Genomic DNA, 17114 nt, shown 5'->3' on the forward strand with positions numbered 1-17114 from the left:
CCGCGATGTCGAGCCCGAGCGCCGAGGAGTACGAGGCCGCCGGTCTGTACGACCCGTCGGCGCCCGACGCCGACGACCGCCTGCGTCTGCTCGGATGGCTCCAGGCGATGGGCGTCACCGTCGACGAGCTGCGTTCGGCGCTCGACTACGGCGCGCTCTCGTCCGTCGCGAGCGACCGCTGGCTGGTCCCTGGCGAACGCCTTCGGCGTGATGACGCGATCGAGCGCAGCGGTCTCGATCCGGAGGCGTACGACGCATACGTGACCGCGCTCGGCTACGAACCGATCCAGGGCGCGCCCGACGGTGAGGTCGGCATCACCGAGGCCGAGATCGACCTGCTCGCGTCGATGGAGGTCCTCACCGGCTTGTTCGAACGCGACGAGGCGTTGAGTCTCGTCCGGGTGATCGGGAGCGCGTTGGCGCGAATCGCCGAGGCGACCATCTCGCTATTCCTGGCCGACGTCGAATCGGCACACGTCCGTCAGGGCGGCAGCGAGTTCGAGCTGGCGCAGACGGTCTACGAGGCGGTGCAGCTGATCGAGGATCTCGGTGCGCGGCTCGACCCGGCCCTGCGGCGCCACATGCTCCAAGCCGCCGAGCGGACTCGTGCCACCACGATCGACGCGGTCGAGCGTTTCCAGTACCGCTACGCCGTCGGCTTCGTCGACCTCGTCGGGTTCACCACCATCTCCCGTGACATGAGCGCGGAAGATCTGTCAGCGTTCGTTGGTCGATTCGAACGGACGGCGCACGAGGTGGTCAGCGGCGCCGGCGCACGCGTCGTGAAGCTGATCGGTGACGAGGTCATGTTCGTCGACCCCGACCCGAACGCCGCCGTCGACGCCGGGCGGGCCCTGATCGACACGTTCTCGTCGATGGGCGACGGGGTGCTGCCCCGCGGCGGCATGGCCTACGGCAGCGTGGTGTTGCGCGGCGGCGACTACTACGGCTCGGTGGTCAACATCGCATCCCGACTCGCCGACGCCGCCGTGCCGGGCGAGTTGCTCGTCACGACCGGGATCGCCGAGGCCACCGACTGCGAGTTCGAACCGGCCGGTCGTCGCATGCTCAAGGGCTTCGACGCGCCGATCACCGTGCTCGCCCTGCCTGGCTGACGGTTTCGCTTCGTCGGTCGCTCGCAGCAACTGCCACGCTGCGACCATGCTCACCTTCGACGACTTCGAGGCCGGCACCGTCTACCCGCTGGGGTCGGTCGACGTCGACGAGGCAGAGGTACTCGAGTTCGCCGGCCGCTTCGATCCGCAGCCGTTCCACACCGATCCGGTGGCGGCGGCCGAGACACACTTCGGCGGGGTGGTGGCGAGCGGGTGGCACACGTGCTCGATGTGCATGCGCCTGTTCGTCGACGGGCTGTTGCGTGACACGACGAGCATGGGCTCGCCCGGCGTCGACGAGATCCGCTGGCCGCACCCCGTCCGGCCCGGCGATCGGCTGACGGGCACGTACACCGTGATCTCGACGCGGGCGTCGACGTCGAAGCCCGACCGGGGCATCGTCAACGCCGTCTGGGAACTACGCAACCAGGACGACGTGACGGTCCTCACCATGCACGGCATGACCATGTTCGCCCGCCACCCAGCCTGACCCCCTCACCACCCGCCCGCCGACTGCGCAATGCGTGAACAAACTGCGGAATAGTTCCGCAGTTTGTTCATGCGTTCGTCGGGGGCGGGCGGAATACTGGCGCCGTCGTCGTCGTTGTCGCGGCCATGACCTCCCTCAGCGTCGGCATCCAGCTCCATCCCCAGGCCACCACGATCGACGAGATGCGCCGCACCTGGCGCACGGTCGACGAGATGGGCGCCGACTCGATCTGGACGTGGGACCACTTCTTCCCGCTCTACGGCGAGCCGGACGCCGAGCACTTCGAGGGCTGGACGCTCCTGTCGGTCATGGCCGCCGACACGTCGAACGCCAAGCTCGGCATGCTCGTGACGGGCAACAACTATCGCAACCCCGAACTGTTGGCCGACATGGCTCGCACGCTCGACCACGTGTCGGGCGGTCGGATGTACCTCGGCGTTGGTTCGGGCTGGTTCGAGCGTGACTACGACGAGTACGGCTACGAGTTCGGCACCGCCGGCGGCCGTCTCCGTCAGCTCGGCGACGACCTGCCCCGCATGAAAGCCCGCATCGCCAAGCTCAACCCGGCGCCGGTCGGCGATCTGCCGATCCTCATCGGGGGTGCCGGCGAGAAGGTCACGCTCCGTCTCGTCGCCGAGTACGCCGACGCGTGGAACACGTTCGGTCCGCCGGAGCACTTCGCTGCCAAGTCGAAGATCCTCGACGAGTGGTGCGCCAAGTCCGACCGTGACCCGTCGGAGATCGAGCGCACCGTCGCCGTCGGCGCCGACGACGTGCACGACATCGAGCGCTACGTCGAAGCCGGCGCCTCCCACGTCATCGTGATGGTCGGCAGCCCCTTTGACCTGTCGCCCCTCGAATCCCTCATCGCCCAGCGCGACACCATCAACAGCTGACCCACTTCCTCTTGCAAGGCGTGAACAAACTGCGGAATAGTTCCGCAGTTTGTTCACGCCTTCGTCGGTCGGGGGTGGTTCAGGCGGCGGCGTGGACGGGGGTGCGTGTCGGGGTCGGCTTCGCCGCTGCCTGAACGAGGCGGCCGAACGCCCGGAGTCGAGCGACGGGCGGTTCCGCATCGGTCGTGACCACGTGGACGAGGGTGGCGCTCGCACCGCAGGCGATGGCGCGGTCGACCACGGCGTCGACGAGTGCCGGGTCGATGGCATCGAAGCCCTGCTCGGCGACGACTGCGGCGATCCGATCGAGATCGGTGGGGAGCAGGTCGTGTCCGTTCATGAGGTCGACGGTATGGAATCGATAACTCCATGAAAAGCGATCATTCCTGTCGATAAGCAACAGCTACGCTGATGTACGTGATCGACCTGCGGCAGCTCGAACTGAAGCATCTCGTCGCCCTCGACGCCGTCGCTGCGGAAGGGACGTTCGCTCGGGCGGCCGATCGGCTCGGCTACACCCAGTCGGCCGTCAGCCAGCAGATCGCGGCGTTGGAACGGTTGCTCGGCGTGCCGGTCTTCGATCGTCCGGGCGGCCCACGTCCGGTCGTGCTGACGCCGCTCGGTGCCGAGTTGCTCGAGCGATCTCGCGAGTTGCTCGCCCGGGTCGACGCGATGTCGCTCGAGCTCGATCTGTTCCGCACCGGGTCGGCCGGGAAGCTCTCGATCGGGACGTTCCAAAGCGCATCCGCCATGCTGCTCCCGAAGATCGTGGCCCGGATGCGACAGCAGTTCCCGTCGATCGAGATGCACGTCATCGAGAGCGACGACGAAGAGGTGCTGATCAAGGCGCTGTCGACGGGAGAGGTCGAGGTGTCGTTCCTCGTCGGTGAGGCCCCCTCCGCTGCCGAGTCGGTGCACCTCTTCGACGACCCGTTCGTGCTGGTGGCGCGACCCGATCAGTTCCCGGAGGGCCCCGTGCGGCCGGAGCAGTTCGCCGACGAGCCCATGATCGGGCAGCACCCGAACGCCTGCCAGCTCGCCGGCGAGGCGGGCCTACGAGCGGCCGGCATCACGCCGAACTACGTATACCGGACGAACGACAACAGCACGGTGACCGCGATGGTCCGGGCCGGCATGGGCGTCGCCGTGATGCCCTTCCTGTGCGTCGAGCCGGAGGATCCCCGGGTGGCACTCCACAACATCGAGCCGCCCATCCCGGAGCGATCGATCGTGTTGGCCTGGCGCCAGAATCGAACCCGGTCTCCGGCCGCCGCACGGTTCGTCGAACTGGCGACCGAGATCTCCCGGGATCTCTCCGGCCAACGCCGGGCGATCGCCTGACGCACCCGCTCGCCGGGGGTGCATGGGCGGCGTGGCGTCAGGCGACCGTCAGCTGGGCGGAGCCGAAGCCGGTGCCGAATCGGACGCACCAGACCCAGACGGTGTCGTAGACCGAGAGGTCGACGTCGGCGGGGATCTCGTAGTTCTGCTCGCCGATGTTGCCCTTGAGATCACCGAGGTCGACGAAGTCGGAGACGTCGCCGGTCGAGCTGTTGACCAGGTACACGTTCAGGTCGGGGCCGTTGCTGGTCTCGAAGTTCTCGAACCGCAGGAAGCGCTGCCCGGTCCCGTTTCCGAGCACGACCGCCTGACCGCCGGTCGAGTAGCGACCGCTGCCGGAGAAGTCGCCCGCGGCCTCGGTAACGATCTCGGGCGCAGCCGGTGCGGTGGCGGGCGGCACGGTCGGCGCAGCGGCGGTGACCGGAGCCGCCTCGACCGCCTCTGCTTCGATCTCGGGTGCCGTTGCCTCGACCGGGTCGCCGGCGGGTGCCTCGGTGACCGGGGGAGTGGTGGGTGCGGCCTCGGTGGCTGCCGGCTGCTCGGCCGAGGGTGCGGCCGATGCCGCGGTCGATGTCTCGACGGCCGGGGCGTCGAACACGGGCGCCGCCTCGGAAACGACGTCGTCGACGAACAAGGTGTGCACGCCGAAGTAGCCGAAGGCGAGCCAGGCCAGGACGGCCAGACCGGCGACGGCGCCGGCGGCCCAACGGGCGGGATAGGTGCGGAGCGAGTTGATCATGGCGTGGTCAACGTCGCTCGATCCGCCCGACGTTCCCGGTCGAGCCGTTGTTCCGATCCTGTTCACACCCGTTTCGTGTTCGGCAAGGATTCATGACCGACGAGCCAACAGGGTCGCCATTCGTTCCCTGTCGAGAAGCCGTCAAGGGGTGATCAGGTTGTCGATCGCTGCACAGACCCTTAGTATTCAAAGCCTCCAACGCGGGGTGGAGCAGTCCGGTAGCTCGTCGGGCTCATAACCCGAAGGTCGCAGGTTCAAATCCTGCCCCCGCCACCATTGAAAGTCCCGGCCCCTGTGGCCGGGACTTTCTCGTTCTCCCGGATTTCCTGGGCCAGGCGTCCATCGTTGCAGACGAGTGTCGGCTCGGCGGGCGCAGTACTCAGTTGCTCGCAGCTCCCGGGGCTCTCACGGCGAACACGACACCAGCATCTCGTTTCTGTGGATGGAAGACGTCAGGCTCCTGGAGCCGTTCGGGGCCTCTGGTAGTGCCGTCGAGCTTCGGCCAGGCCACCCGTCCATGTCCAGGGCCGTGTCCCTGACGCCACTCATGGGCTGGCCGGCCGCAAGCTGTGGGCTCGATGCCTCGTGTCTCATTGGCACCGGCTGCCACGGGCCCTTGGGAGCGCGGTCGTCAGTCCACGTCGAGCGACGCGATTGCTTCGATCTCGACGGCTGCTCGTTGCGGAAGCGCGGCCACCTGGACGGTGGTGCGAGCGGGTCGCCACGGGTGAAGAGCTGTGTCGTAGGCGGTGTTCATCTCGCTGAAGTCGTGCATGTCGACGAGGTACACGTTGCACTTCAGGAGGTGGCGAGGTCCGAGTCCCTCGTGGGCGAGCACGGCGAACAGATTGTCGAGACACTGTGTCGTCTGCTCGGCCACAGAACCCACCACCGCTACCGAGCCCGGCCGCTTGGCGACTTGACCGGAGAGGAACAGCAGCCCAGACCCGGCGGCGCACGGAGAGTACGGGCCGAGCAGCCGCGGAAGGTCGGTTTCAGGTGGCCGACTCACTCGCCGACCTCGGCGCTGCGACGGCGGTCTCGCTGGAGATGCTGATGGGCGCAGATGCGTCGACGTACACCATGTCATCCCTGAGTTCGGTCCGGTAGATGGGTTGCCAACGGTCGCGCTCTCGGCAGTAGCCGTTGTCGATGTCGAACGCCCATTGGTGTCCGGGGCAGACGAGGCGGTCCTGGAAGATCATGCCGCGTGCGAGCTCTCGATCGCGGTGGACGCAGATGTTCGCCATCGCATACGGACGGTCTTCGTGCCAACCGACGACGATGTCGAGCTCGCCGGCGTCGACCACGATCATCTTCCTTCGTTGGATCTCGGCGGTCGACGCCACTTCGAGCCAGCGAGGCGGCACGGTCGAGTCGGCGTCCGGCTTCGTCATCGCGCGCCGTCCTCTGCGTCGAGCCACTGAGCTTTCAGCCGCTTGCCGGCTTTGGAGTCCTCGTCGATCCCCTGTTGATCCGGATCCCACACGACGGTGACGTCGCCCGTCACGTAGGACTGACAGGCCAGGCGGACACCTTGGTCGACGAGGTCGCCAAGTCGCTCCCGCTCCCGTCGCCGAGGAGGCTCGAAGTTCTCGAGCCCCTCGACGACGGTGATCCGGTCGGTTCCACAGAGCCCAGATGCGCACTTCCAAGGCACTCCGCAGTCGTTTCGGATTGCGACCCGCAACACGTTGACGTCGTCGCCTTCCTCGAACTCGACTTCACGGTCGCTCGTCTCGAATCGAATCTTTGGCACGGTGCGTTGCCTCGTCTCTTGGTGGGTGGTCGGGGCGGGGTTCGGTGTTGTCAGGCCGGGCGGCTCAGACGCCGACGTCGACCTTGGACTCCGACTCCTCACTCGCTTGCTGCCAGTCGCCGAGATCCTCGGCGACGTAGGTGTCATAGAGCGCCTTGGTGTAGGCGAACCGCATGTCGGCACCATCGCGAGTTACGTCGATGCAACGCTGTTGGAGTTCAGGCGTGTCGGCGTACTTGAGGACGATCTGGAAGCCGCGCTCGCCGTGGATCTCATCCGAGGTGATGTGCAGGTCGAAGAACTCGGCCTCGTCCTCGGTGAAGCCGTACTTGTCGGGGTCGAGCAGGGGAGGAAGCTGCTTGCGGTAGATGCTCGGAACTTGCGACTCCAGCCCGACGACGAGGGCCGCCGTTGCGACTGCGAAATGCTCACGCATCGACATCGCATAGCACCACGCCTGCAGTCCGCGGGTTGCGGCGGTGATGTTGGACGGGTCCTCGATCGCTTCTTTCGTGGTTCCGCACGCTTCGGCGAAACGGATCAGCAGGTCGGTGTGGCGGACGTCGCCGATCTCCTCTTCCCACATGTTCATGAGCAGGAAGTCTTTTGCGTCGGTCGCTGTGTCGGGCGTGTTCGCGTAGATGTAGGCGAGGTAGTCGGCGAACGGGCCCACATAGTGGTAGTGGTTTTCTGCCCAGCGGGCGAAGTGCTTGCGTTCGAGCTTGCCCGACGCCCAAGCGAGTGAGAAGGATGCGTCCTTGGCCTGGCGGCCAGCCATTGCGCCCTCGAGGGCGGCTCGGAAATCCTGTTCGTTCAGCAGTTCGGTCATGTGAGGCTCCTTGTCGTGTCGACCGGGTGATCCGTCGCCCCTCGACGGACGGTTCGTATTCTGTATACATTAGAGCCGGATGTCAAGGAGGACAACAAGGCGATGACGACACGACCCGCCGGGCCCCGCCCGATCATGGCAGAGCAGTGCACGGCATTGAGCCCGACGGCTGTCGTCGCGGCAGCCGCTCCGGTTGCGGCGCGGCTCGGCGCCGCTGCGATGGCGAACGGAGGAAACGCATACGACGCGGTCCTCACAGCGGCACTGGCCGAGACCGTGTTGTTGCCCCCGAAGTGTGGCCTCGCAGGGGATCTCATCGCCCTCGCATGGCGCCAGGACGACCCCTCACCCGAAGCGCTGCTCGCAATCGGAGGTGCGCCGGACGCACTCGCAGATGCTCTCCGCGACCGGTCGCTCGGGGATACCGGCCCGTTGTCGGTCGGCGTGCCGGGCGCCCCGGCCGGCTACCAGGCACTCGCAGAGCGTGGTCGGCGCGGACTGGCGGCAGCTGCGGCGCCAGCGATCGAACTGGCCGACGAGGGATTCTGTTGGTCTCGTATCTGCACGGTCCTTGCGGAAGAGTCGGCCGAACTCGTACGAACTCACCAGCCGTCGGGGACCGTCTATTACCCGGACGGGGGCCCCATCGCGCCAGGTGCTGTGACCCGTCTGCCGGGCTTGGGTCGAGCACTGCAGCGTCTCGTGGACGACGGGGCCGACTTCCTGCACGGTCCCGTCGGCCAAGCGATCGTCTCCCGTGTTCAAGCATCGGGCGGAATTTTGACCTCGAGCGACTTCAGGCACTCCAGGGCCGAGTGGATCGACGCTCATGGCGGTGCGGAAGGGGAGTGGTGGGCGACCCCGGCGCCGACCCACGGCCCGTCACTGCTCGATGCGATGGCCCGATGGGGGTCCCGTGCGGATCCTGCCGAAGTATTCGTCGCTGTTCGGGAGGCGGCCAGGCGACGGTTGGCCGAGCTGGCGGACCCTTCCGGCACTTCGATGGTCGGCGCCGTCGACGATGACGGCACCATGGTCGTCGTCGTGCACTCGAACTCGTATCCCCGGTTCGGGAGTGGGCTGATCGTCGACGAGTTCGACTTGATTCTCGCGAATCGAGCGGGCCGAGGCTTCAGCGCTGATCCGGCCCACCCCAACTACCCGGCTCCGGGCCGCCGGCCGGCCACCACGCTGCATGCGTGGGGTTGGCGGCACCGATCGGGAACACGTGTGCTCGGGGCAACTCCCGGTGGCGCGAACCAGATGCCGTGGAACGCGCAAACCATCGCTCGGGTAGCGCACCGCCACCAGCTCGAACCGACGTACCTTGCCGACGCAGTCGTCGCGCCTAGATGGCAGCTCGAACCGACCGGCACGATCACGATCGAGGACGGCTTCACCGATCACGAACTTGCCAGCCTGATCGCTCGAGTCCCCGAGGCGTCGCACTGCGAACGGTGGGGTTTGCGCTCCGCGATGCAGATCGTGGCCGACTTCGGCGACCGCCGATTCGCCGTCGCTGACCCTCGCACCGTTGGGGCTGTCGTCCCCATCTGAGATCACGGGCCAGCACGCCGGGCTGCGAAGTGCTATCGACGTCGAGGAAGCCCGACCACGATCAAAGCGGGTACTACCGTCGCCAACGCCACGGTTGCGTGGAGCCCGAACGCATGGGCGGACGCCCCCAATGCCAGCCCGGCGCCCGCGCCTGCCGCCAGCTGAAGGGAACGAAACGCCCCAAGAGCACCACCGCTTCGACCGACGCGCTCGAGAGCGAGCAGGTTGGCGAGTGGGAACAATGCGCTGACCCCGGCTGCAAAGACGACCGCACCGGTCACCGACACGGGCTCCAGTGGGACGAGCGTCCACGCGAGGCCCGCTGCGACCAGCGCCGCCGCGGTCCAGGCGGCCGATCGTTCCGGACCGGAACGATCGGCCAGTGCGCCGGCGACGAGCTTGCTCGGGACCGAGAGCACGCGTCCGACAGCGAGAACCACCGCCGCCGAGGCGTCCGACCACCCCCAGATCTCGACGGCGAACAACGGGAGGAAGGACACCGTCGCGTATTGCGAAACCCCTCCGACGATACCGACGAGCGATGGGACGCCGAGCACCGAGCGAAGGCCGGCGAACATCGTTCCAGCGGTGTCGCTCTTCGGACAATCCCGAAGCGTCGCAACTCCGCCGAGCGCAACGGTGGCGAGCAAGACGCCGACAACGAAGCTGAGTCGCCAGTCGAAGGCGGACCCGAGGGCAGCGAGCGCCGCCGCCAGAGTCAGACCACCGGAGAAGAAGACACCGAACACACCCATCGCGAAACCCCGACGTCCAGGGCCGGCGAAGTGGCCGATCGACATGATCGCTGCGGGATACAAGAGCCCGGCGCCCGTGCCGATGAGAACCTGACCGGTGAGGAACGCCGCGTTCGAAGACGCCATGCCTGCGACGGCACTGCCCGCCGCCGCGAACGCAAGTGCACCAGCGAGCACCTGGTTGCTCCTGAACCGTCGAAGCGAGACGCCGCCGACGAGGTTCGCAACCGCGATCGAGAACGCGAGGAGCGCAAAGGACGGGCCAGCGTCGGCAACCTCCAAACCGAGGTCCGGAGCAACCAGCGGGTAGATGGGGGCGAGGAGCGATTCGGAGGTCGTCGTTGCGAGGTACCCGATGCACACCGCCCAGAACGGCCACCAACGAGTCCGTTGGTCGGGGTCGTTCTGCGTGGACGTCGGGTGAGCGGTCACGGCCTACCGGAACTCCGGAACGACTTCCTCGGCGAATCGTTCGAGTTCCTCCAGGTCGAACGGCGCTCGGATCGAGACGAACAGCCAGTCGGCTCCCGCGTCTCGGTACGTCGCGACTCGTTCGGTGACCTCTCCCGTCGAACCGCCGAGAATCATCGGTTCGAGTGAGGCCGCTCGGTCTCCGAAACGTTCGACCAGCAGGCTGCGATCCCAGCACAGCCCGAGCCCGACGCTTCGCTCGACTGCTCGTCGGTCTCGTCCCGCCAGTTCGATGTGGTGATCGAGGACCCGAACCTTCCGGTCGAAGTCCGACAGGGATGCCATCGGTACGTTCCAGCCGTCTGCGAGGCGTGCGGCCATGGGGATGGTGCGCTGCTCGCCTCCCCCTCCGATCCAGATCGGAAGTCGTTCCTGTACGGGCGTCGGATCGCACACGGCGCCCTCGAGCCGAAGATGCCGTCGGTGCTCGGTCACTGCTTCTCCAGCGAACAGCCTGCGGAGCCCCGAGAGTGAATCCTCGAGCAGGTCGAGGCGATCCCGTGGGGGCGGAAAGTCGTATCCCCAGGCGTCGTACTCGGACTGCATGTATCCGGCGCCCAGGCCCAGCGTGGCGCGACCGTTGCTCAGGTGGTCGATCGCGGCGATGCCGTTCGCGAGCACCGCGAGCGGCCGATAGTTCACCGAGTACACCAACCCGCCAACACGGACACGTTCGGTGCACAGTGCGAGCGCGGTGTGCATCGTCATCGCCTCGAGATTGTCGGTGCCGCCGCCGACGGCGTGGAAGTGATCCCAGACAGAGATCCAGTCGTAGCCGAGCTCCTCCAAACGTCTCCACAGCGGGATGAGTTCGTTCGGTCGGGTGTTCTGCAGTGCTGTCTGTACTCCGAAACGCATCGTGTCTCCGTAGTGATCTTGACTCGTTCGCATACTGTATGCAACTCTGGCCCTGGCGACCGCACGCCACGACCAGACCAGCTGATCCCACCCTCCGGAGCATTCCCATCGCTACGCCGCACCTCGACGACCACACCGTGAATCGACTCCTCGACGCCTCAGCGGTCGAGGCAGCGATGTCAACGGTGTTCGCCGAACTCGGTCACGGCTCGGCCGCCTCGACGGTCCGTGTGCGCGCAGAGGCGGATGGAGCAATGGCATCGGCGATGGCGGCAGCGATCCCATCACTCGGCGTCAGTGGCGGAAAGGTCTACTCGACCGTCGACGGACGCTTCACGTTCGTCGTCGTGTTGTTCGACCTGGATGGTCACGTGCTCTGCACACTCGACGGCAGCGCGCTCACCGAGGTGCGAACCGCCGCTCTGACGGGCATCGTCGTCGACCGTCTCGCACCTGAGAAATCAGCTGTCGCCGCCGTCCTCGGCACTGGGCGGGAGGCGATCCCACACATCGACATGCTGTCGCGGCGGAGCACCTTCGAGAGCATCCGACTGTGGGGGAGGAACCCTGCGAAGGCTGTCGACCTCGCCAACCAGTGCGCGGAGCGCGGCATCGATGTGACGGCGGCGCAGACGTCGAGCGACGCCGTGCACGACGCCGACGTGGTCATCACGGTGACGTCGGCAGATCAGCCGATCGTCGACGATGCTGCGATCGCATCGAATGCGTTGGTCTGCGGCATCGGTGCCACCAAGGCCCGCCGTTGTGAACTGCCACCCGATCTCTTCGGCCGAGCCGCCGCTGTGCTGACCGACTCGCCTGACGGGGCGCGAAGCGAATGTGGCGACCTGATCCATGCCGTCGCTGCTCGCACCTTCTCGTGGGACCGCCTACTCGGTCTGGCGGACCTCCTCGCCGGCGCCGCTCACGTCGAGCGAGCACGTCCCGGAGCCCCGGTCGTGTTCGAGAGCCAGGGCGTCGCGGCCCAAGACATCGCCGCCGCGGCACTTGCATGGCACGCCTTCACCGAGTCCGACGGCGACCCCACGTCGCCCAACAAGCCAACCCACTGAAACCAAGGAGTGCATCGTGATCGATGTCAAGCAACTCACCCTTGCCGAAGCCAACCTGATGCTCGACGCAGCCCAGAAGGTCGCCGAAGAACGCGGTGTGCCCGAAACACTCTGCATCTCGGACGCAGGCGGCTGGCCCCTCGCCGTCCGGCGACTCGACGGAGGGAAGCCGACCAGCGTGCAGATCGCCATCGACAAGGCGTTCACCGCAGCGTGCCATCGCCGCCCGACACACACATACACCAATGCCCAGCCGAATCAAGAGGCCTTCGGCATCATGAACATGCACGGCGGTCGATTCACGATCTTCGTCGGCGGTTGGCCGATCGAGGTCGAAGGACAAGTCGTTGGCGGCGTAGGAGTCAGCGGCGGTCACACCGCCGACGACATCGCGTGCTGCAAGGCGGCGATCGAAGCACTCCACGAGTCGCTCGGCCTGACTGCCGACTTCTCGAAGTGGGACAACTGGCAAGCGCCTCCCGTCGAGTGAGCCCGACCAACACCGTCAACACCCTCGAGAGGACATTTCCGTGATCCACAAGGTCCAGAACCTCATCGCCGGAGAGCGGCGCCCATCGAGCGACGGCGCAGTGCTCGAGCGACATGACCCAGCCGACAGCCGGCGACTCGTCAGCACGATGCCGGAGTCAACCAGCACAGACGTCGCCGACGCCGTGACGGCAGCGCGAGACGCTGCCCCGGAGTGGGCCGCGATGCCACCATCACGACGCGCCTCCTTGCTCGAAAAGGCAGCGTCGGTTCTCGCTGACCAAGCCGATGACATTGCTGTCGAAATCGTGCAGGAGATGGGCAAGCCGATCGGCGCCGCCCGAATGGAGGCAGGGCGAGCACCGAAGAACCTCGAGTTGTACGCCGCCGAAGCGGTACGACTCACCGGTGCCACGTACCCGTCGGACGACAGTGGCGCCACGGTCTACTCCACGCGTGAGCCGGTCGGGGTCGTCGGAGTCATCACCCCCTGGAACTTCCCGCTGAACCTCGCAAGCCGCAAGATCGGTCCCGCCCTCGCTGCCGGCAACACCGTCGTCTTCAAACCATCCCCGATGACGCCCCGAGTCGGTGAACGACTCGGCGCCGCGTTCCACGAGGCTGGCTTCCCACCCGGGGTCGTGAACACGATCCACGGGCACTCGGCCGGCGCGGCGCTCGTCGCAGACCAGCGCGTCGACGCGGTCACGTTCACCGGCTCGACCGCCACCGGACAGCGGATCCACGCTGCCATGGGCCTCGACCGTCGAGTGCAACTCGAACTCGGCGGAAACAACCCGGTCGTCGTGCTCGCCGACGCCGACCTGGACGCAGCCGCCGATGTCGTTGCGCGATCGAGCTTCACCATGTCGGGGCAGGCTTGCACGGCCGCCGGTCGGGTTCTCGTGGCCACCGAGATCTTCGACGAGCTGCTCGAACGCGTCGTTGCCCGCGCTGAAGCGCATCAGTTGGGCGACGGCCGTACCGAAGGCGTGACCATGGGCCCGCTCGTCGACGAGCGCTCTCTCATCGACGTCAGCCGATCGGTCTCGGACGCAGTAGCCGCAGGAGCGAGCGTCGCTACGGGCGGCCGCAGAGTGACCGACAACGGACTCGAACACGGTTGGTTCATGCCACCCACCATCGTGGTCGACGTGGACCCGACCATGGCACTCGTCCATGACGAAGTCTTCGGCCCGGTTGTCGGGTTCGAGCGCGTCGACGGGCTCGAACACGCCATCGCGCTCGCGAACGACAACCGGTACGGACTGACATCGGCCATTTGCACACGTGACATCGCTGCTGCCCATGAATTCAGTCGCCGAATCGAAGCCGGCACGGTTCGTGTCAACCGCCCGACTGTCGGCGCAGCGTTCAACGCCCCCTTTGGTGGCATCAAGATGTCCGGTACCGGGACGCACCGAGAGCAGCTCGGGCCGACGGTCATGGACTTCTACACGTCGCTCCGTACCGTCTTCCTGGGAGGCTGATCATGGACCTCGGTCTGAAGGGCCGCCGAGCGATCGTGCTCGGATCGTCGAGTGGTCTCGGCCACGCAACCGCGGCGACACTCGTTGCCGAAGGCGCCCGTGTCGTCGTCACGAGTCGCGACGCGGATCGGGCCGAACACGCCCGCCGGCAGTGCGGCGCCGAGGCGGCGCTCGCGGGAGACATGACCGAGCCCGGCGCGACCGAATCGCTGGTCGACGACGCAGCAGAGCGACTCGGCGGATTGGACATCGTCGTCCTCAACACGGGTGGAGGGGGTGCGGGCAGCCTGCTCGACAAATCCGCCGCCGACGACGATGCCGCCTACCGATCCATGTTGCGGCCGATACTCGAAGGGGGGCGCGCGGCCGCTCGACACCTCCGACGCTCCGATCAGGCCCGTCTGGTCGTCCTGACGGCCAGGTCGGTCGCCGAGGCAACCACCGACCTGGCGTTGTCGTCCGTCTTCAGGTCCGGAGCTGCCGCTGCAGCGCGCTCGCTGGCACTCGATCTCGCTCCGCACGTCAACGTGAACGTGGTCGTCACCGGCCAGTTCGACACCGGTGCGCTCGAACGGTTCGAACACGCCCGTGCACGCGCCGAGGGGCGCGATGTCCACGAAGTGCGTGCTGAGCACATCGAAGCGATCCCGCTCGGACGCGTCGGGCGAGCGGATGAACTCGCCGATGTCGTCACGTTTCTCTGTGGCGCTCGATCGAGCTTCGTGACGGGAAGTGCGATCCGCGTCGACGGGGGCGCGATTCGAGGCTTCTGAACGCGTCAGCCCGCGTCCGGACCGAGAAATGCCACTCGAGCGGCTTCGATATGGCGAACGGCGATGTCGTGCGCTCTCGCCCGGTCACCAGCCTCGATCGCCGAAGCGAGGTCGGCGTGTTCGCTCCACGACTGACGGACGCGCGATTCCAGTCGCTCGGCGTAGATCCAACGAACGATGTCGGACAGCTGGCGAATCATCGACGTCAACAGGGCGTTGTCCGCCATTGCCGCCAGGTGTTCGTGGAACTGCGTGTTGAGCTTTGGGAGGTCACTGAGGTCACCGTCGACAATGGCCGCCGTGCCATCGGCGACGATCTGTCCGAGTTGTCCTGACGTCGTCGGAGTGGCATTGGCGGCTGCGAGCTCGGCCACCAGCCCCTCGAGGGCACACCGAACCGCGAAGATCTCTGCGGCACGCTTGGTGTCGATGACAGCGACTCGGGCGCCGCGTCGGGGCTCGATGTGAACGAAACCCTCCGCCGAGAGCGTCTGGAACGCCTCCCGGATCGGGTTTCGCGAGACACCCAGCTCAGCGGCGATCGTCTCCTCGTACAACCGACTCGCCTGAGGGTACGTGCCTTCGATGATGCGGTCGCGGATCGCGTCGGTTACAGCTTGACGCAACGGGGTGTGACTCGCTCCGATCGATGGGGGGTTGGCTTCTGACATCAGTTCGACCTTTCTCGACTCGCCGGTTGACGCCAAGCCGAGGCCGAACGAACTCCCTGTTAACAGGCCGTTCTCGAGTCGGAGCTTGACCGAGCAGTCGTGCTCATTGTATACATCATGCAACCGGAAGGCGATCCGAGCCGACCGAGCATCCAAAAGGGGGATGAAGTGAAGAAGCGAACTCGGGCAGTTGCCCTGGCATTGTCGCTCTCGCTCGTCGCAGTAGCGTGCGGCGGAAGCGACGACGATGACGGTGCCGACGACGCGCCTGCCGACACGGAGGCCGGTTCCGGAGACGACGCCGCAGAGACGGACGACGGTGGCACGAGCGCCAGCGACGCCGCCGACGATGCGCCCGTCGACGGCGCAGCAGTGGTTATCGCCCTCGGCTCCGAGCCGACCAGCCTCGACCCTCATCTGGTGGAGGACGGCAGCGAACGGGCGATCAACGACAACGTCTACGAGTCCCTGCTGACCCGCACGCCCGACGGCGAAATCATTCCAGGTCTCGCCTCGGCGCTCCCGACCCAGGTCGACGAAACCACATGGCAGTTCACTCTCAACGAAGGTGTGGTGTTCCACAACGGGGAAGAGTTCAACGCCGACTCGGTGGTCGCGTCGGTAGAACGGATGCTCCGCCTGATCGGTGACGGCGTGACCGACCTCGACGGCTACTACTCGATCATCACCGGTGCCGAAGCAGTCGACGCAACGACGGTCAACATCACCACCGCAGAGCCCGACGGCGTGCTCCCCGCACGGATGACGTGGCTCAAGATGATTCCGCCGTCGTCCGCCGAGAGCGACGACTTGAGCGACACCGTCGTCGGCACCGGCCCGTACGAGTTCGTCGAATGGGTTCGTGGTGAGCGCGTCGACCTGGTCGCCAGCGGAAACTACTGGGGCGACACGCCGAGCGTCGCCGAGGCGAAGTACACCTTCGTCAGTGAGTCGGGCAGCCGGTTTGCCGGCTTGCTCTCCGGCGACTACGACCTCATCACCAACCTCAGTCCCGCCGACGTCGGCCAAGCGCCGCAAGTCGCAGCCGTTCAGGGCCAGGAACATCCGATCATCATCCTCGATGCCGACGAAGGCATCACCGCAGATGTCAACGTGCGCACCGCCCTCAATCTCGCGGTCGACAAGGAAGCGATTGCCGAGAGCCTGTTCGGAGGTTTCGCCGCCGTCGATCCCGGTCAGTTGCTGAGTGAGTCGATTCTCGGCTTCAACCCCGACCTCGAGGCGTATCCCTACGACCCGGATCAAGCACAGCAGCTGATTCAGGACGCCGGCGTAGCCGGGGAGACGATCACCCTGGTCGGCGAATCCAGCGGCCGCTGGTTGCTCGACGCCGAGCTGCTCCAAGCAGTGGCCGGCTACTGGGAGGACGCCGGGCTGACCGTCGACCTGCAGCTGCCCGAGTTCGGCGAGTACCTCGATGTCTTGTTCGATCGCGACTCCCGCGCCGACGCGATCTTCGTCTCCAGCTCGAACGACATCTTGGACGCCGATCGTCAGCTGAGCACCTACTACCAGGCCGGCGGCATCGGTAGCTCGAACAGCGATGCCGATCTCGCAGAACTGATCGATCAAGGTCGCTCGACCCTCGACGAGGCCGAGCGCGAGTCGATCTACCAGCAGGCAGTCGCCGTGGCCTACGACCAGGCGTACTTCGTCTGGCTCATCAACAACCAGGACATCTATGGCTTGAGCGAGCGAATGGAGTGGACGCCGCGCGTCGACTCGAAGATCCTGCTCAAGGAGATGGCAGTCTCCGGCTGATCGCCAGGACTCAAGGGGAAGGACGA

Annotated in this window: 19 protein-coding genes and 1 tRNA gene; 11 read left to right on the top strand and 9 right to left on the bottom strand. The window is 66.5% G+C overall.

Annotation, left to right across the window (positions count from 1 at the left end):
- Positions 1-5: 5 nt before the first annotated feature.
- The 3 genes from BDK89_RS02070 (at position 6) to BDK89_RS02080 (ending at position 2501) form a co-directional block, all read left to right on the top strand.
- Positions 6-1115, top strand: coding sequence for an adenylate/guanylate cyclase domain-containing protein (locus BDK89_RS02070; protein ID WP_133867376.1), 1110 nt, complete (start codon positions 6-8; stop codon positions 1113-1115).
- A gap of 46 nt (positions 1116-1161) precedes the next feature.
- The gene (locus tag BDK89_RS02075; RefSeq protein WP_133867377.1) at positions 1162-1605 is read left to right on the top strand and encodes a MaoC family dehydratase; all 444 of its coding nucleotides are present in this window, start codon (positions 1162-1164) and stop codon (positions 1603-1605) included.
- Between the two features lie 125 nt (positions 1606-1730).
- Positions 1731-2501 carry an LLM class F420-dependent oxidoreductase gene (locus BDK89_RS02080; RefSeq protein ID WP_133867378.1) on the top strand — a complete coding sequence of 257 codons (771 nt, stop codon included), beginning with the start codon at positions 1731-1733 and terminating at the stop codon, positions 2499-2501.
- A gap of 79 nt (positions 2502-2580) precedes the next feature.
- Here BDK89_RS02080 and BDK89_RS02085 read toward each other — a convergent pair whose 3' ends face one another.
- The gene (locus tag BDK89_RS02085) at positions 2581-2841 is read right to left on the bottom strand and encodes a hypothetical protein (RefSeq protein WP_133867379.1); all 261 of its coding nucleotides are present in this window, start codon (positions 2839-2841) and stop codon (positions 2581-2583) included.
- A 77-nt stretch (positions 2842-2918) separates the two neighbouring features.
- Between BDK89_RS02085 and BDK89_RS02090 the strand changes: the two genes are divergently transcribed.
- A complete protein-coding gene (locus BDK89_RS02090) occupies positions 2919-3842 on the top strand; it encodes a LysR family transcriptional regulator (RefSeq protein WP_166657313.1) in 924 nt (307 codons plus the stop codon).
- Between the two features lie 37 nt (positions 3843-3879).
- Here the strand turns inward: BDK89_RS02090 and BDK89_RS02095 are convergent, their stop codons facing one another.
- Positions 3880-4581 carry a DM13 domain-containing protein gene (locus BDK89_RS02095; RefSeq protein ID WP_133867381.1) on the bottom strand — a complete coding sequence of 234 codons (702 nt, stop codon included), beginning with the start codon at positions 4579-4581 and terminating at the stop codon, positions 3880-3882.
- 199 nt (positions 4582-4780) lie between these two features.
- Between BDK89_RS02095 and BDK89_RS02100 the strand changes: the two genes are divergently transcribed.
- Positions 4781-4857 (top strand) — tRNA-Met (locus BDK89_RS02100).
- Positions 4858-5212: 355 nt separating this feature from the next.
- On the opposite strand, the gene BDK89_RS02105 is transcribed toward BDK89_RS02100, so the two are convergent.
- From BDK89_RS02105 to BDK89_RS02120, 4 genes are all read right to left on the bottom strand, one after another.
- Positions 5213-5671, bottom strand: a complete 459-nt coding sequence (locus BDK89_RS02105; RefSeq protein WP_133867382.1) for a RidA family protein — start codon at positions 5669-5671, stop codon at positions 5213-5215.
- A complete protein-coding gene (locus tag BDK89_RS02110) occupies positions 5577-5978 on the bottom strand; it encodes a Rieske (2Fe-2S) protein (protein ID WP_133867383.1) in 402 nt (133 codons plus the stop codon). The genes BDK89_RS02105 and BDK89_RS02110 overlap by 95 nt, the downstream gene beginning before the upstream one ends.
- Positions 5975-6340 carry a 2Fe-2S iron-sulfur cluster-binding protein gene (locus BDK89_RS02115; protein WP_166657315.1) on the bottom strand — a complete coding sequence of 122 codons (366 nt, stop codon included), beginning with the start codon at positions 6338-6340 and terminating at the stop codon, positions 5975-5977. Before BDK89_RS02115 ends, BDK89_RS02110 begins: the two co-directional genes overlap by 4 nt.
- Before the next feature lie 64 nt (positions 6341-6404).
- Entirely contained in the window at positions 6405-7169 is a 765-nt protein-coding gene (locus tag BDK89_RS02120; RefSeq protein WP_133867385.1) for an iron-containing redox enzyme family protein, read from the bottom strand.
- 102 nt (positions 7170-7271) lie between these two features.
- Between BDK89_RS02120 and BDK89_RS02125 the strand changes: the two genes are divergently transcribed.
- The gene (locus BDK89_RS02125; RefSeq protein ID WP_133867386.1) at positions 7272-8726 is read left to right on the top strand and encodes a gamma-glutamyltransferase; all 1455 of its coding nucleotides are present in this window, start codon (positions 7272-7274) and stop codon (positions 8724-8726) included.
- Positions 8727-8758: 32 nt separating this feature from the next.
- On the opposite strand, the gene BDK89_RS02130 is transcribed toward BDK89_RS02125, so the two are convergent.
- Complete coding sequence (locus tag BDK89_RS02130) at positions 8759-9913, bottom strand: MFS transporter (protein WP_133867387.1); 1155 nt, start codon at positions 9911-9913, stop codon at positions 8759-8761.
- Positions 9914-9916: 3 nt separating this feature from the next.
- A complete protein-coding gene (locus BDK89_RS02135) occupies positions 9917-10810 on the bottom strand; it encodes an LLM class flavin-dependent oxidoreductase (protein ID WP_166657316.1) in 894 nt (297 codons plus the stop codon).
- 137 nt (positions 10811-10947) lie between these two features.
- Here BDK89_RS02135 and BDK89_RS02140 point away from each other — a divergent pair, with 137 nt between their 5' ends.
- From BDK89_RS02140 to BDK89_RS02155, 4 genes are all read left to right on the top strand, one after another.
- Complete coding sequence (locus BDK89_RS02140; RefSeq protein ID WP_166657317.1) at positions 10948-11883, top strand: hypothetical protein; 936 nt, start codon at positions 10948-10950, stop codon at positions 11881-11883.
- Positions 11884-11899: 16 nt separating this feature from the next.
- Positions 11900-12373: a GlcG/HbpS family heme-binding protein gene (locus BDK89_RS02145; protein WP_133867390.1), complete on the top strand. Its 474-nt coding sequence runs from the start codon at positions 11900-11902 to the stop codon at positions 12371-12373.
- A 100-nt stretch (positions 12374-12473) separates the two neighbouring features.
- On the top strand, positions 12474-13862 hold the full coding sequence (locus BDK89_RS02150; RefSeq protein ID WP_279586808.1) for an aldehyde dehydrogenase family protein: 1389 nt from the start codon (positions 12474-12476) through the stop codon (positions 13860-13862).
- A 2-nt stretch (positions 13863-13864) separates the two neighbouring features.
- On the top strand, positions 13865-14635 hold the full coding sequence (locus tag BDK89_RS02155; RefSeq protein WP_133867391.1) for an SDR family oxidoreductase: 771 nt from the start codon (positions 13865-13867) through the stop codon (positions 14633-14635).
- Between the two features lie 5 nt (positions 14636-14640).
- On the opposite strand, the gene BDK89_RS02160 is transcribed toward BDK89_RS02155, so the two are convergent.
- Positions 14641-15723, bottom strand: coding sequence for a GntR family transcriptional regulator (locus tag BDK89_RS02160; protein ID WP_133867392.1), 1083 nt, complete (start codon positions 15721-15723; stop codon positions 14641-14643).
- A 3-nt stretch (positions 15724-15726) separates the two neighbouring features.
- Here BDK89_RS02160 and BDK89_RS02165 point away from each other — a divergent pair, with 3 nt between their 5' ends.
- Positions 15727-17088 carry an ABC transporter substrate-binding protein gene (locus tag BDK89_RS02165; protein WP_166657318.1) on the top strand — a complete coding sequence of 454 codons (1362 nt, stop codon included), beginning with the start codon at positions 15727-15729 and terminating at the stop codon, positions 17086-17088.
- Positions 17089-17114: the final 26 nt, after the last annotated feature.

The sequence above is a fragment of the Ilumatobacter fluminis genome, assembly GCF_004364865.1.
GTDB lineage: Bacteria > Actinomycetota > Acidimicrobiia > Acidimicrobiales > Ilumatobacteraceae > Ilumatobacter > Ilumatobacter fluminis.

Bases quoted from the DNA above. Each gene is read 5' to 3' on its own strand.
- BDK89_RS02070 (WP_133867376.1), top strand. From the start codon at position 6: ATGTCGAGCCCGAGCGCCGAGGAGTACGAGGCCGCCGGTCTGTACGAC.
- BDK89_RS02075 (WP_133867377.1), top strand. From the start codon at position 1,162: ATGCTCACCTTCGACGACTTCGAGGCCGGCACCGTCTACCCGCTGGGG.
- BDK89_RS02080 (WP_133867378.1), top strand. From the start codon at position 1,731: ATGACCTCCCTCAGCGTCGGCATCCAGCTCCATCCCCAGGCCACCACG.
- BDK89_RS02085 (WP_133867379.1), bottom strand. From the start codon at position 2,841: ATGAACGGACACGACCTGCTCCCCACCGATCTCGATCGGATCGCCGCA.
- BDK89_RS02095 (WP_133867381.1), bottom strand. From the start codon at position 4,581: ATGATCAACTCGCTCCGCACCTATCCCGCCCGTTGGGCCGCCGGCGCC.
- BDK89_RS02105 (WP_133867382.1), bottom strand. From the start codon at position 5,671: ATGACATGGTGTACGTCGACGCATCTGCGCCCATCAGCATCTCCAGCG.
- BDK89_RS02110 (WP_133867383.1), bottom strand. From the start codon at position 5,978: ATGACGAAGCCGGACGCCGACTCGACCGTGCCGCCTCGCTGGCTCGAA.
- BDK89_RS02120 (WP_133867385.1), bottom strand. From the start codon at position 7,169: ATGACCGAACTGCTGAACGAACAGGATTTCCGAGCCGCCCTCGAGGGC.
- BDK89_RS02125 (WP_133867386.1), top strand. From the start codon at position 7,272: ATGACGACACGACCCGCCGGGCCCCGCCCGATCATGGCAGAGCAGTGC.
- BDK89_RS02135 (WP_166657316.1), bottom strand. From the start codon at position 10,810: ATGCGTTTCGGAGTACAGACAGCACTGCAGAACACCCGACCGAACGAA.
- BDK89_RS02155 (WP_133867391.1), top strand. From the start codon at position 13,865: ATGGACCTCGGTCTGAAGGGCCGCCGAGCGATCGTGCTCGGATCGTCG.
- BDK89_RS02160 (WP_133867392.1), bottom strand. From the start codon at position 15,723: ATGAGGGTCGAGGCTGGTCGGCTCGGAGCCGAGGGCGATAACCACTGC.